Origin of the sequence: Corynebacterium comes, from assembly GCF_009734405.1 — a bacterium.
In the GTDB taxonomy this organism is placed as follows: domain Bacteria; phylum Actinomycetota; class Actinomycetes; order Mycobacteriales; family Mycobacteriaceae; genus Corynebacterium; species Corynebacterium comes.
Genome location: NZ_CP046453.1, coordinates 1938529 through 1951652 on the forward strand (window position 1 = coordinate 1938529; position 13124 = coordinate 1951652).

Sequence of the window (13124 nt, forward strand, 5' to 3'; positions counted from 1 at the left end):
CGGGATTCCGCCAACCTCTGCCAACCAATTGCCAACCTCCTGCCAACCTCTAGAAGACGTAGCCGCAGGTCAGAGCCAGTGCCTGCCAACCTGCCAACCTCAGGCGATATGTGGCTCTACTCAGGGAAGGGGAGATTGCTTTTCTATATAGGGATAAACTCTAAAAAGGTTGGCAGGTTGGCAGAAATAGAGAAGAAACACCCTTTGACCTGTTTAAATGCCTCTGCCAACCTAACGAAATAGGTTGGCAGAAGGTTGGCAGAAGGTTGGCAGGTCATTCCTCGTTGAGGGTCCAGCCCCTGTACACGCGCTTATCGTTCACTCGGTCCTTGTCGTCAGCGTGCCCCTGATCCCTAAACCAACGGTTGATCTTCATGCTTAGTGCCTTCTCTGCGATCGTGAGATCTCCGGTCACATCGCGATAGGATCTCGCCATATCCTCCGTCCGTACGTAGTCGTCCGGGTCTCCGGTGCGCTCTAGCATCTGGAAGAACACCATTGACGGGTCCGCCTCCGCAATGAACCGGGCGGTTGCCTGTGCCACCAACGGCGGGTAGTCCTCCTGCTCCAGTCCTTCAGACATCGACAGGGCGAAACCTTCCAGCAGCCAATTCAGGAACCACACCTTCTCTTCCTCGTGCTCTCTCCACTCAGAATTGATGTGCGGTTGGGCCTCCTTGACGGCCTTCTTAGCCTGAGTGAACGGGATGACAGCGAGACGACGTTCAACGCCTGAGTCGTGCTCAAAAGAAAACACGCGGTTGGTCATGAACGTAATTGTGTTGCCGTCCTGCTTCACCACGTTGTTTGAATGCAGGGCGCGACCGCTCCGGCTCTCCGTCGCTCTCTTGATGGCGGACGCGTCGATCTTCGTGCCCTCGTCCGTCTCGTTGACAAACGTCATACGGGTGGTCAGAGACTTCGTGTACTCCGGATCTGGCTTGCTCGCGCTACCCTTCTTGAACTGTTCCGGGGTGATCTGGCTCGCGTACACGTCTTCTCCCAGCACGGACATCACGCTATCTACGATGGACCCCTTGCCGGACCCTCCGGGGCCGAACCAGACGAAGAACTTGTGAGCCTTGTTCTTACCGAACATGGAATAGCCCAGGGCCTTCTGAAGGAACTGACGGGTGTCCTCGTCGGGCTGAATCACCTTCAACAGCCGCTCAGTGTGGGTCTCCTTGGCAATGGGCGACTGCTCGCGGTACTCCAGAGACTTCAGCCCAGCACGGATGTCCAGAGTCAGAGACTTCGTGACGGCATCCTCGTACTCTCGCGGGCGCAGCCACGACTCCAGGCCTCCGTCCGGGTTGTCGATGACGGCCTGAAGGTCAAGCACCTCGTCTCCGACTCCCAACAGGTACGGGTTAGCGTCAATCTTGCTCGCGGTGAACTTTCGGCCCATGTCCCGTACAGCGTTCGCCGTGTTCTCGAACAGCGCGACCGGACGGTTGGCCTCACACAGAGCCAGGGCCTTACTCAGCACAGCCTTCCCAGCCTTGTCCTCGTCGCTGTCGTCCTCGAACTGAATCCGGTAACGGTGGATCTCAGGCATGACGGTCTTCTCCAGGATCTCGCGCAGATCCCCGTACTGCAAGGTCTCACCCACTGCCATGTTTAGGATTGAGTCCTCACTTCCAGAGTTGCGAACGGTGACCAGTTCGGGGCACAGCAGCGCGATCAACCGGGGGACGGCCAGCGGCGCGGGCATCCGCATGGAGCGATTGATCTTCTCGGTGAGGTCCTCGTGAGCCTTAGCGGCCTTCTGTGCACCCGTGAGCAACGTGAAGCCCGTCAGCAGCGCCGGGCTGTACTTAACCAGGAACGGGGTGGCCTTCTTGTGCTCGATGTCGCCGCGCGTCTTGTTGACGGCTCCAAGGTAATTGCGGGCGTACTCGGTCTCCGCAGTCTCCTTGTAGTCACGCTCAGCCTCAGCAAAGAACTTCGCCTTCAACGCCTCGATAGCGGCCTTGAGGCCGGGCTGACCGTCCAGAACGGCGTAGCGCACGGCCCACCACAGAGAGTCGTTGAGGGTGTCGTGAGCGTTGCCCACCATCGCCTCCAACTTCGGCTCCAGGCCAGTAAGGAAACCAGCGGACGGGGCATCCGCCCATCCCGGCGCTACCTTGGACAGCCACTCGTCGGCCTCAGTGTTGCCGAAGTACTCGGAGGGCGCGTGACGCTTGATCAGATTTCCGCGCTGCAGGTAGTTGATCCACGCCTGAGGCAGGACCGGCAGATCCTTGACGTTGGGGATCTCGATCTCTTCGTCTCCGATGTACCAGCGGTACATCTCCCCTTCGACCTCAGAGGGCCACACTGCGCTGTAGCGGTGATTCTTCTGGATCACTTCCACGTCGGCGCACACCTTAGAGGCCCACTTCAGCCCTCGCGGGACAAGGAAGAAGTACTGCGCAGCCGGGGAGTCAACGCCACGGCGTGTCGAACGGGGAATTGCCTTGAGCGGGAGTTCCCCGAGTTCATCCATGAGTTCGACAAGGTTCTGCATTCCCTTCTTGTCTCGATACTCATCGACATCGAGAGAAATGACATCGTAGTCGCCGGTGATGTCCATACGCAGACCGAGATTAAAGTCTCCCATTTCGCGGTCCCATGCCTCGCGGGTGACTTCTTCACTGACGGTCTCGATGTCTCCGGTGAAACCAGTTCTCGGCGGGAACTTGCTCCCGCAAGGGAGAGGGAACGGAGTTACCCAGCCTTTAAAGATGTACTGCTCAAAAGGCTTGACGCCCTGCTCAGATATGGTATAATCATTCATAGTGACTTCTTCTCCTTCATGGTTGTTTGAGGTCATGGTGTTCTTCCTTCTGCCTGTGGTGGGGCAATTAGTAGTTGATTAAGACCTCTGGAGTAGTGACCAGGGGTCTTTTTCGCATTCCGGGGTGGAATAGCGGTGCCTTGACTCGGTCATGAACCGCCGCCGCCTTTAGCGGAGTCAGGCTGTACTGCAATCGACTTGAGCGCCGGGGCGCTCTTTGGGGGTTAGAGGATCGACCAATTAGATGGCGTATAGACGGGCTTAGGGATACGCAACATGCACCCCTCCGCCGCGTCTGCGTCCTCCAGGAACTTCAGCCAGACAGCGGTCACCGCGTCATAGGCCTCCATCGTTCTCAGCCATTCCTCGGTGCCGTTCTCCGCCTCTACAGCCTCCGGGAACTCTCGGCGCATGATCTCTTCTCCGGTAACAACATGAGAAGCAAAATCGAAAATGTCATCGCTGTACTCTTTGGCCTGAACCGGGATATTGCGACTGAATCCAACCAGCGACTCAGCCAGCGGCTTAATGACCTCACTCCACGCGCAGCCGTAGCACTGACCGACCATGAACTTGACCGTCGTCTCTAGGGCCTGTAGTCGGTGATCTGCCTTAACCGCGCGGGTGTAGTCGGCGGTTACGTAATCCTCAAATCTCATTGTTCTTTCCTTCTCCTTGGTGTGTAATCGGGGCCTGCGTGAGCCGTAGGCGGCTCAGCAGGGTTTAAATGGGTACTTGGTCGCTCACGGCTACTCGAAGCCTTACAGGGCCTCGAATTCCAATTCCAACTTGTAGCGCTTGAAGTCCAGCCATGAGTTCCAAGCGAGAAGCGCGACCACTAAAGCCAGGGCAGCAATCGAGATCACAGTCTTTGCTCCACTCTCTCCAGGCGGGAGGCAATCTCGTTGACCTTCTCCAGGCGGTTGGCGATCTTCGCCAGGGCCTCTAACTCGAACTTCTTGACCGGGTCAAGGTTGTCCAGGACTTCGCGGGGGAGATCTGTGTGGATGTTCACTTATGCACCCGCCTTGACGTGGCGGGCGGCGATCCACTCGTTCAGTTCGTTCTCCGGGTACTTGACGGTCTTGGCGCTGTAGCGCACGTAGGACGGCCCGGTCCCGTTAGCCCTCCACTCGTGGAGAGTGCGGGTGGTGATCCCCAGAATTTCGGCGGTCTTGGTGGTGGTGAGCATCTCGCTCATTGTGTCTTCCTTCCTTACCCCCATTCGGGGGATACGTGGTCTTGCTTGTTGACTGTCATTAGTATAACATGCCCCGGCTCAGCAAGATTCCTTGATTCTCTCGTTTCCTACTTAGGCACTGTGACGGGAAATGGTCCCCGTGTAGGTCACGCCGTTATCTCACCGTGATCTACTGTTAACCTGTCCGTTATCGTTTCGTTATCTACTGTTCATCTGTTGTTCACTCTGAGGCCCTGTTTTGAGCAGTAGAATGCCCCGACTCAGCTAAGAATCGGGGCGTTACTTACTTCTCGTCGGTGTCCTCGTGCCCGGCGCTCCGGGCTGTGTCCGAGTTCTTGAGATACCTTGCCAGGCCGGACCCCTTGGAGAACTTCCCGCTCTTGTCCCGGTCTTTGCTCTTGTCGTCGGTCAGATACCGGCTCAGGCCTTCCGGTGCCCTCACTTGTCGATCACCAGACCTCGGGGGGCTGTGAAGGCCACCCGGTGGATCTCTGCTCCCACCTTGGCCTCGGTGGAAACGGTCCACCCGTTGGCACGGACTCGACCGGCTACCGCCCGTGCTTCTCGGAGAGCGCCGGTAGAACATCCGCCAGAGACATCGAACACCAACGAACGGCCTTCCTCGCGGCCTTCTCCCGTCCAGAAGGTGTTACGGCTCCCGCTGGCTTGTCCTAAGGCTTCAGCCAGGCTCCGGGGCGTAGCCTTCTCAACCGGGGCGGTAGCAGTGAACGCCTCCACCCCTCGCGGGCCGTTGACCTCGCCTACGTCCCAGCCCGCAGCTCGGAGACGGGAGAGATCTTCGATCACCGGCTTATTGAAGTAGGGGTTACGGCTGGCCTCAAACCGGATTGTGCGTCCATCGTTGATTACGCTGGCGGTATCCCAGTTCGCACGCGGGGCAACAAGAAGAAACTCAGCCCGCTCAATCACGGACGCACCCGCCTTGAGAGGCTCCCTCTTCGGTGCCGGGGGCGTGATCCGCCACGCGGGGGCCACGTACTCCGTGTGCCACCCTCGATCCCGCAGACGGCGGCGGTTGTCGTTGAAGACCTCCCGGTCAGTGAAGGTTTCAGCCGCTGTCGGGTCGATGAGAATAGCGCCGTCCTGCTCGGTGGCGGTCTCCCACACCTTCGCCGGTCTGATGCTCTGTGCCTTAGCAGTCTCGATCAGGTTGCTCACTGGTTCTCCTCTTCGTTGAGCCATGCTTCTACGTCCTCGGTGCGGTATCTGACCAACTTTGAGTTCAACTTGATCCACTTTGGTCCTCCGCCGTCCGGTGTGCGTCGCCACTTCGCCACGGTGGCCGGTGCGACTCCAAGGAGAGTCGCGAGTTCGCGTGTGCTGTACATATCAATACCCCTTCATTCATCATGTGTCCCTATAACTCATTTGATACTACCATATAAGTTTTATGGTGCGTTTGAGCGATCACATGGCGACGGCGGGGATGAACTGACCTGCAGAGAGCACGTCGGATAAACGCACACGGTTAGCGCGACCGAGACGCAGCACCGGCACTTTGCCAGCGGCGATAAGGCGCTCAACCGTGCGGGTGGAGAGTTCAAAGTGGGCAGCGGCGGTCTTCACGCTCACCCACGGTTCTTCGCCATCACGGGGAATGGCGGTAGAGATGTCAATGACGTTGTTCTTGGACATGAAAAGGACCCTTCGGATGGGAGAGCGCTCTTAGGCTCTCCCTGAGCTGGAAGGCATCGGGCCTTCGGAAGGGTTGTTCAGCATTATCGCATATCCGGACCGCTTTGTCTAGTTGTCCCGTCCGTCTGAGGCCGTCTGAGGGGGCTTGAGACGCTATTGACCGGCGCGGGTTAGTGCTTCTTCCAGAGCCTCCGCAGCACGGTTCTCGTAGCCGTCAGCCGCTCGTTGGTACTCCATGAGCTGTTCGATGGTCTCGTGGCCCATCAGCCGCCGTGCCTCTTCCAGGCTGACCGGGGCACCTCTTCCGCTCTCATGGTCCGGGGAGACTAAGCGGGTGCCGTAGAAGCGCCTGCAGTCGTGAGGGGTGATGTCCGGCCTCCCTGCCAGTTCAGCCGCTCGGTTGAAGCGGTTACGGAAGTTCGTGTCCATCATCTGTGCTCCGGTCTGCGTGGTGATGACCAGAGCCTCAGCGCCGGGAGCCATAAACTCCCGTGCGTGCTCCCGTAGCGCCTCCGAGACGCTCAGCGGGAGCACGATGTCTCGGTTACCCGCCTCCGTCTTCGGAGTGGACAGGGAGACCATCACCTGTCGTTTCGTCACTGTGTCGGTCATCCGCTGGACGTTACGGCGGATACGCAGGGTGACCGGGCCGTCCTTCTTCGCCAGGCCGACAAGATCCTTCCTCCGTAGCTCCAGCAGCTCCCCCAGACGGAGGCCAGACCACAGCAGCAGCATCACACCGACCTGCAGCCGGGGGGAGATGTTATCCGCCAGCGATTTCGCCTCCGTCAGGGAGATCAACGCCCTGTCGCGGTTCTGAGACCGGGGAACCTTACTCGCACCCCGCACCTTCACCGGGTTGTCGGAGATAACCTCCAACTCGTTGACCGCGTACTCAAAAGCTGTGTGAAGCCGCTTGTAGGCGCTGGAGTTCGTTGACTTCTGGTCAGGCCAGCAGGTGAGCACCTGTGACCACCACAGTTGAATCCGCTTCCGGTCCACCTCGACCACCGGCACGTCCGCCAGAGAGTCAAACTCACCCGGCATCGACTCCCTCAGCACGCGGGAGTTGAGCTTCTGGCGGTGGCTCTGAATCGTGGACTCCTTGAGATGCGGACTCGACAGCCAGAGGTCGATTAGCTCAGAGACGGTCACGCTCGCGGCCTTCGCCTTCTCCACCCGTTCAGCCGGAGGGGTCCAGTCTCCGTCGCGGATCAGCCCCCGCTCCTTCTCCAGCCAGGCGGCGGCGTGGCTCTCCTTCACGAACGGCTCCGGAGAGCTGTGCTTCCGTCCCGCATATTGGTACCGCGCCGACCACTTGCCTTCGCCGGTCGCTCGCACGGTGCCGAACTTCTTGGGGGCCATGTCTGGTCTCGTTTCTGGTCTGGTGTGGTCTAGAAATGTCGGTTTGTGTCGGTTCCTGTCGCTGACCAAAGATTACCGAAACATGTCCTGACATGGGAAACCCCCGCTCTCCGGCGTGGAGAACGGGGGCAAGTGTGGGGCCACCGGGACTTGAACCCGGGACCTACGGATTATGAGTCCGCGGCTCTAACCAACTGAGCTATAGCCCCCTGCATGCAACCCGGTCAGTATATCGGCACCCGCTACCCGCCGCGGCAATGACCTGCCCGCAAGTCCCACTGCGCCCACCGCCGCCAGACTCCCCTACCTTCGAAATGCAATTCTAGCTGGCGATTTGGCACCCCGGACAAGCTGCCTTATAGTTGTAAATCGTTGCAGGGAAGCGCGAGAGCACTGACCAGCACAGCCAAGTTAATCCTCCATAGCTCAGTTGGCAGAGCATTCGACTGTTAATCGAAGGGTCACTGGTTCGAGCCCAGTTGGAGGAGCAGAAGTGAAAGCCACCGCCCAGGCGGTGGCTTTTTGCGTTCCCGGGTACAGCGTGGATTCCTAAGGATCGCTGCTACCGTGGCGGCACAGTCCCCGACGGAAAGTGCTGAGCTCCCATGGCCGAGAACATCCCTACCCTGACCGCCGTGCGCACCGGCCCCTGGACCTTCACCGTGGACAACGGCCGCGGTGCCACAGTGCAGATCGGCATGTCAGGAGCACCCGACTCCTTCTCCCCCGTCGAACTGCTGCAGGCCGCGCTGGCCGGCTGCGCGGCGCTCTCGGGCGAGGCGCAGCTGGCACACCGGCTCGGCGAGGACTTCGAGATGAGCTCCACCGTCGAGGCCACCTACAACGCCGAGAACAACCGCATCGAGGCGCTGGCCAACCGTATTGTCGCGGACATGTCGGGCCTGGACGCAGAGAAGCGGGAGAAGCTCATCGCGAGCACGGAGCGGTCCATCGCCAAGCTGTGCACGGTGAAGCGCTCCCTCGCGGAAGGCATGACAGCGACCACCGTGGTCGCCGACAAGCAGGGCTAGAGCAACGTCGCCAGCACGCCGGCGCAGGCGACCAGCAGCACCGGCACTTCTGCCATACCGAGGCGCCGGGCGTTCCAGTCGGCGCCGCCCCGGGAGGCGACGGGGACGTAGACGGCGCGGAAGAGTGCGAGCAGCGCGGTGGCCACCATGAGGACGCCGGCGGCCCAGCCGACGGGCGCGAGCAGCACCAGACCCAGGACGAAGAGCACCGCGAGAACGTGGTAGATGATGGATCCGGTGAGGTAGCGGGGGTTGTTGCGCTCGCGGATCATGGATTTGACGAAGGGGATCGTCCCGGAGAAGTACGCCGCGAGGAAGAGCATGCCGGTCCAGGCCACAACGCCGACGGAACCGGCGCCGGACCCCGAACCGACCCCCACCAGCGCCGGGTACAGCAGCGCGGAGGCGATGGTGGTGGAGACTCCGGAGAGCGTGGAGCGTGACCTCCCGGCGACCGTCTCCCCCACAGCGACAATGACCAGCGGGGCGAAGGGCAGCGCCCACCACAGCAGCTGCGGCTGAGCCAGCAGCGCCACCGCGATGCCCGCCAGGGACACCGCACCGTACACGTAGACCGGCCGGAGATACCTGGCCCGCCGTTGCGGGTTGCGTGCCTTGACCGCCAGGCCGAAGGCGAAGAACGCGAAGTAGCCGAAGAACCACGCGACCAGCACCGCGAGGAAGACCAGCAGCGACAATGCAGAACCATCGGAACGTACCCACGCGACCAGCCCGGCGATCAGCCCCAGGACGGCAGGGCTGATGAGCATCGCCCACGCGCCGTGCTGGTTGGGCACCCACGGGGAGATTCCTCTTCTGCGACGCGCCTTCCCTGCCGGGGCCTTCTGCTTCGTTGGAATCTTCGTCGGGTTCGCCATGCGCACAACCCTACATCAATCGAAAGTTGGATACAGACCCTCAACTTTCCACGGACACCGTTCCATCAGGGGCCACCGAGACCTCCGCCGCCCAGGCCGCGGCCAGGTTGAGTCGTTGCCAGGATCCGGCGGGGCCGGGGTGGTCAAGCGCGTGGCCGGAGCGCAGCGCGGTCTGGCGCAGGACCTCCGCACGCTGCCCATACGTCAGCCCCGGGTGGTGCGAGAGCAGGAGGTCAGGGGCGGCCGGCGGGACGATCATCGGAACGCCGGCCTCCCCCACCGGCGGCAGCCCGAATGTCATGTACCCCGTGTACTGCTCCACCGCCGCCTCCGCGCTCTGCGCAGGGACGAGCTCCGCGACGGGTCGCCCCGTGCGCCACTCCAGCTCGGCGCGCAGCTCCGCGGCGGCCTGCTGCAGGGCGTCGCGCATCTTGGGATCATTCCACCGGTCGGCGGCCGCGGCTGTGCCCGTCATGCGTCCTCCGACCACGTCGAGCGGGAAGTGCACGCCCATGACCACGCGGTGGTAGCCGGAGTCGGCGCCCCGCGCGAGGATCTGGGGTCCGAGCTCCGGAAGCATGAGACCCAGCAGGGTGGACACCCACACCGCCTGATTGGCGTGCCCGGAGGGGAAGGACCGGCTCTCCCCCGCCGCCTCGTAAAACTGGTACCCCGGAAGGTCATGACGCACCACCGACCCCGGCGCGACCTCGAAAGGACGCGGGTAGCCGTGGAGCATCTTGTCGAAGACCAGGGAGCTGGCCAGGCCCCCGGCGCGGGCGGAGTAGCCATTGCCCAGCAGAAACTCGGTCTTGGGCAGGCGGTTCTCGGCGAGCGCCTCGCGCATGGCCCCGCCGAGCTCATCGCCGAGGGCGTCGGAGAACGCGAACAGAAGGCCCTCCGAATCGGCCGCCGAATCCTGCTGCGCCCGAGCAATCAACTCCGGGGTGGCGGAATTGTTCGCTGCGAGGGTGAACTCGAGGTTGCGTGCCATCAGCTCCTCGTTGCCACGCAGCGAAGCGAACTGTGATGTCACGTCGTAGTAGGTGATCAGCCCATGGGAGGAGACATCCGAGACGTAGCCGACCAGGTAGTCGGGGGTGAACGGCACAGGCAGCGGGGCCCCGTCATGGAGCACGGGGGCACTACCAAGCGAGGACCCTGCCACCTGCAGCTGCGGCACCCCGAACGGCCCCGCGTCGGCAGCAGGGGCATCAGGCAGAACCAGGGCGGCGACCAGCGCCGGCACCCAGAGACGGGATGTTTTCACGTGCTCAAGATACCGCTCAGGTGGCGTCCGGACCGGCCGGCCCACCCACCGACCCGTACCAGCGGGCGGCCTCCCCGGCGACGTCGATGTCCCCGAGGTGGGCGTAGATGAGGGCGGTGAGCGCGAGGGTGGCTGAGGCCCGTCCGGTCAGACGTCCCGCGAATTCACCGTTCACCGCCACCTCCCTGTTTGAATTCTTGATAGTACGAAACTAACGCATTCCCTGGCCAGTGTCCCGCGAAAGACGGCATTGATTCACCCGGCACGCATAGGCTGGAGGCCATGAGTACGCCGACCCACACCCCGTTGGAGAAGTACGCCCTGTTATCCGACATGCGCACCGCAGCGCTGGTCTCGGAGGAGGGCAGCATCGACTGGTTGTGCGTGCCGCGCTTCGATTCCCAGGCGGTGTTCACCGCCCTGCTCGGCACCAAGGAACACGGACACTGGCTCATCGACGCCCCCGGCGGCCATGTCTCCGTCCGCTGCTACCTCGGTGACTCCTTCGTCCTCGAGACCACGTGGACCACCCCGACGGGCACCGCCACCGTCACGGACTTCATGCCCATCGACACCGACACCCGGCAGTACCAGCACACCGACCTGGTCCGCCTGGTCCGGTGCGTAGAAGGCGAGGTGGACATCCGCACCGTCCTGCGGCTGCGTTTCGACTACGGCCGGGCCACCCCCTTCTACCGCTACCGGGTCTTCGACGCAGAGAACAACATCTCCGAGCTCCTGTCCGTCGCCGGCCCCGACTCGGTCCACCTGCTCGGGCCGTACCTGACCCTCAACGAGGACACCAACTCCCACCTCGGGGAATTCACCCTCCGGGAGGGCGAGCAGCTGGAGTGGGTGCTCAGCTGGTTCCCCTCCCACCTGGAGGTCCCGGCCTCCCCCGACTACTCCAGGGCCCGCGAGATCACCCAGCGCACGTGGGAGAACTGGGCGGCGGGCTCCACCTACAACGGCGACTACCCGAAGGCGGTCCGCCGTTCCCTGCTGGTGCTCAAGGCGCTGACCGACTCGCAGACCGGCGGCATCGTCGCCGCCCCCACCACGTCTTTGCCCGAGGAGTTCGGCGGCGAGCGCAACTGGGACTACCGCTACGTGTGGCTGCGCGACTCCGCCTGGACCATCGAGGTGCTCGTCGAGTCCGGTTTCACCGCCCGCGCCAACAACTGGCGCCACTGGCTCCTGCGCGCCATCGCCGGCGACTCGAAGCAGCTGCGCATCATGTACGGCCTCGGCGGCGAGCGGCACCTGCCCGAGTTCGAGCTCGACCATTTGCCCGGTTATGAAGGTTCCCGCCCGGTGCGCATCGGCAACGGAGCGGCCGAGCAGTACCAGGCCGATGTCGTCGGCGAGGTCATGATCGCGATGGAGACCCTGCGCATCGCGGGTATCGATGACGACGAGTTCTCCTGGGACCTGCAGAAGTCCATCCTCGCCTTTCAGGAGCACATGTTCGACGTCAAGGACCACGGCATCTGGGAGATGCGCAGCGAACCCGCCTACTTCACCCACGGCCGCGCGATGATGTGGGCCGCCTTCGACCGCGGCGTCAAGGCCGTGGAGAACCACGGTCTGGCCGGCCCCGTCGAACGCTGGCGGGAGCTTCGCGACGCCCTGCGCGAGGAGATCCTCACCCACGGCTGGAACGAGGATCTGCAGTCCTTCACCCAGACCTACGGCAGCACGACCGTCGACGCCTCCCTGCTCCAGCTCGCCCAGATCGGCTTTCTCCCCTACACCGACCCCCGCGTGCTCGCCACCGTGCAACGCATCGAGGAAGAGCTTCTCGACGCCCACGGTTTCCTCCACCGCTACCCCGCCGGCACCGGCGTCGACGGCATCGCCGGCCGCGAATACCCCTTCCTCCTGTGCTCCTTCTGGCTCATCGAGCAGTACGCCCACTCCGGACGCCTCGACGAGGCCCGCGCCATGATGGAGAAGGTCCTAGCAGTCTCCTCCGACCTGGGCCTGCTCGCCGAGGAATACTCCCCCGAGCACCAACGACTGGCCGGCAACTTTCCCCAGGCCTTCTCCCACCTGGGCCTGATCCGCGCCGCCGCGGCCATCAGCCACCCGGAGACGACGATCGACCCGGAGGCCTCACGGTAGGCTGACCCCAGTACTTTTGCACGCAACTTCTTTGAGGAGCAGTACCCCACATGATCCAGTTGGTCATCGGAGCCGCCGCAGGCTACGTCCTGGGCACCAGAGCCGGACGCCGCCGATTCGAGCAGATCAAGAAGGGCTACGAAACCGCAGTCAACTCCCCCGCGGCCAAAACCGCGGTCAACGCCACCCGCAAGGCCATCGCCGACCGCCTGGACCCCCAGCCCCGGATGAAGGAAGTGAAGAACCTCAAGCGGGAGGACGGGTCTGAGGTGCTGGAGCCGGATCGGGACTAGATTCAGCAGGGGTTGGTGAGCCAGAACTTGATGAAGCCGCCGATTTCATGGAGTACTTGATCTTTGACTATTTTCTTTTGGATATAGTCCCGGTAAATAACCGTCGCATCCAAATTCGTGCATTGCTCAAACATTGTGCTCACCCTACGGGCGTGCGTTCGATTGGTCACTACAGTTGCAGTGGTCCAACCTTGGGCTTCCGCCAACCTCCCCATTGTCAGGGCTTCCCCGGTCGTTGTGACAGGCTCGGGTCTGAGACACCAAGTGTCGAGGGCGTTCTCAGGCCTGTCGGCCCCTCGGCAATGCGCTGACCCAACCTTATCCTTGGTACCCAGCGGGTTGGAGACGACGTAACTCTGCGAGATTCCTTCCTCGATCAATTGCGCACCCAATTGGTGTCTGCCGTCCGAGTAGCCAGCGATGACCATAACCGCATCGCTGGCACCTAAGGTTCCCTGGGGCGGGAAAAGCAACCAAGCCGGAACCCCGAGCATGACGGACAGCAGCGCGAGGGTCGCGGCTAC

The 13124-nt window shown here is 62.3% G+C and carries 15 protein-coding genes and 2 tRNA genes; 4 read left to right on the forward strand and 13 right to left on the reverse strand.

The window, feature by feature from the left end:
• Positions 1 to 274: 274 nt before the first annotated feature.
• The 10 genes from CETAM_RS09320 to CETAM_RS09365 form a co-directional block, all read right to left on the reverse strand.
• Complete coding sequence (locus CETAM_RS09320) at positions 275 to 2818, reverse strand: bifunctional DNA primase/polymerase (RefSeq protein WP_156228605.1); 2544 nt, start codon at positions 2816 to 2818, stop codon at positions 275 to 277.
• Positions 2819 to 3006: 188 nt separating this feature from the next.
• The gene (locus CETAM_RS09325; RefSeq protein ID WP_156228606.1) at positions 3007 to 3441 is read right to left on the reverse strand and encodes a hypothetical protein; all 435 of its coding nucleotides are present in this window, start codon (positions 3439 to 3441) and stop codon (positions 3007 to 3009) included.
• Positions 3442 to 3644: 203 nt separating this feature from the next.
• A complete protein-coding gene (locus CETAM_RS09330) occupies positions 3645 to 3797 on the reverse strand; it encodes a hypothetical protein (protein ID WP_156228607.1) in 153 nt (50 codons plus the stop codon).
• Positions 3798 to 3983 (reverse strand): helix-turn-helix transcriptional regulator, encoded by a 186-nt coding sequence (locus CETAM_RS09335; protein ID WP_197085715.1) that lies wholly within the window; start codon positions 3981 to 3983, stop codon positions 3798 to 3800.
• Positions 3984 to 4266: 283 nt separating this feature from the next.
• Entirely contained in the window at positions 4267 to 4425 is a 159-nt protein-coding gene (locus CETAM_RS09340) for a hypothetical protein (protein ID WP_156228609.1), read from the reverse strand.
• Complete coding sequence (locus CETAM_RS09345) at positions 4422 to 5162, reverse strand: hypothetical protein (protein WP_156228610.1); 741 nt, start codon at positions 5160 to 5162, stop codon at positions 4422 to 4424. Before CETAM_RS09345 ends, CETAM_RS09340 begins: the two co-directional genes overlap by 4 nt.
• On the reverse strand, positions 5159 to 5332 hold the full coding sequence (locus CETAM_RS14025; RefSeq protein ID WP_156228611.1) for a helix-turn-helix transcriptional regulator: 174 nt from the start codon (positions 5330 to 5332) through the stop codon (positions 5159 to 5161). The genes CETAM_RS09345 and CETAM_RS14025 overlap by 4 nt, the downstream gene beginning before the upstream one ends.
• Positions 5333 to 5411: 79 nt before the next feature.
• Entirely contained in the window at positions 5412 to 5639 is a 228-nt protein-coding gene (locus CETAM_RS09355; RefSeq protein ID WP_156228612.1) for a helix-turn-helix domain-containing protein, read from the reverse strand.
• 153 nt (positions 5640 to 5792) lie between these two features.
• On the reverse strand, positions 5793 to 7004 hold the full coding sequence (locus CETAM_RS09360) for a tyrosine-type recombinase/integrase (RefSeq protein WP_156228613.1): 1212 nt from the start codon (positions 7002 to 7004) through the stop codon (positions 5793 to 5795).
• A 135-nt stretch (positions 7005 to 7139) separates the two neighbouring features.
• Positions 7140 to 7213, reverse strand: a tRNA-Ile gene (locus CETAM_RS09365).
• Between the two features lie 206 nt (positions 7214 to 7419).
• Between CETAM_RS09365 and CETAM_RS09370 the strand changes: the two genes are divergently transcribed.
• Positions 7420 to 7492: transfer RNA gene (locus tag CETAM_RS09370), tRNA-Asn, on the forward strand.
• Positions 7493 to 7609: 117 nt separating this feature from the next.
• A complete protein-coding gene (locus tag CETAM_RS09375) occupies positions 7610 to 8035 on the forward strand; it encodes an OsmC family protein (RefSeq protein ID WP_156228614.1) in 426 nt (141 codons plus the stop codon).
• On the opposite strand, the gene CETAM_RS09380 is transcribed toward CETAM_RS09375, so the two are convergent.
• Genes CETAM_RS09380 through CETAM_RS09390 form a run of 3 tightly spaced genes read right to left on the reverse strand, consistent with a single transcriptional unit; the run spans position 8032 to position 10358 of the window.
• A complete protein-coding gene (locus CETAM_RS09380) occupies positions 8032 to 8913 on the reverse strand; it encodes a YwiC-like family protein (protein ID WP_156228615.1) in 882 nt (293 codons plus the stop codon). The genes CETAM_RS09375 and CETAM_RS09380 overlap by 4 nt on opposite strands.
• Positions 8914 to 8953: 40 nt before the next feature.
• On the reverse strand, positions 8954 to 10183 hold the full coding sequence (locus CETAM_RS09385; RefSeq protein WP_231587431.1) for a phosphatase PAP2 family protein: 1230 nt from the start codon (positions 10181 to 10183) through the stop codon (positions 8954 to 8956).
• A 16-nt stretch (positions 10184 to 10199) separates the two neighbouring features.
• Positions 10200 to 10358 carry a hypothetical protein gene (locus tag CETAM_RS09390; protein ID WP_156228616.1) on the reverse strand — a complete coding sequence of 53 codons (159 nt, stop codon included), beginning with the start codon at positions 10356 to 10358 and terminating at the stop codon, positions 10200 to 10202.
• A 107-nt stretch (positions 10359 to 10465) separates the two neighbouring features.
• Between CETAM_RS09390 and CETAM_RS09395 the strand changes: the two genes are divergently transcribed.
• Together CETAM_RS09395 and CETAM_RS09400 are read left to right on the forward strand one after the other, a co-directional pair.
• Complete coding sequence (locus CETAM_RS09395; RefSeq protein ID WP_156228617.1) at positions 10466 to 12307, forward strand: glycoside hydrolase family 15 protein; 1842 nt, start codon at positions 10466 to 10468, stop codon at positions 12305 to 12307.
• Between the two features lie 50 nt (positions 12308 to 12357).
• On the forward strand, positions 12358 to 12600 hold the full coding sequence (locus CETAM_RS09400; RefSeq protein ID WP_156228618.1) for a hypothetical protein: 243 nt from the start codon (positions 12358 to 12360) through the stop codon (positions 12598 to 12600).
• The last annotated feature ends 524 nt before the right edge of the window (positions 12601 to 13124 follow it).

Coding starts and splice junctions, on each gene's coding strand:
- CETAM_RS09375 (WP_156228614.1), top strand. CDS start 7,610: ATGGCCGAGAACATCCCTACCCTGACCGCCGTGCGCACCGGCCCCTGG.
- CETAM_RS09400 (WP_156228618.1), top strand. CDS start 12,358: ATGATCCAGTTGGTCATCGGAGCCGCCGCAGGCTACGTCCTGGGCACC.
- CETAM_RS09335 (WP_197085715.1), bottom strand. CDS start 3,983: ATGAGCGAGATGCTCACCACCACCAAGACCGCCGAAATTCTGGGGATC.
- CETAM_RS09325 (WP_156228606.1), bottom strand. CDS start 3,441: ATGAGATTTGAGGATTACGTAACCGCCGACTACACCCGCGCGGTTAAG.
- CETAM_RS09380 (WP_156228615.1), bottom strand. CDS start 8,913: ATGGCGAACCCGACGAAGATTCCAACGAAGCAGAAGGCCCCGGCAGGG.
- CETAM_RS09360 (WP_156228613.1), bottom strand. CDS start 7,004: ATGGCCCCCAAGAAGTTCGGCACCGTGCGAGCGACCGGCGAAGGCAAG.
- CETAM_RS09395 (WP_156228617.1), top strand. CDS start 10,466: ATGAGTACGCCGACCCACACCCCGTTGGAGAAGTACGCCCTGTTATCC.
- CETAM_RS14025 (WP_156228611.1), bottom strand. CDS start 5,332: ATGTACAGCACACGCGAACTCGCGACTCTCCTTGGAGTCGCACCGGCC.
- CETAM_RS09320 (WP_156228605.1), bottom strand. CDS start 2,818: ATGACCTCAAACAACCATGAAGGAGAAGAAGTCACTATGAATGATTAT.
- CETAM_RS09355 (WP_156228612.1), bottom strand. CDS start 5,639: ATGTCCAAGAACAACGTCATTGACATCTCTACCGCCATTCCCCGTGAT.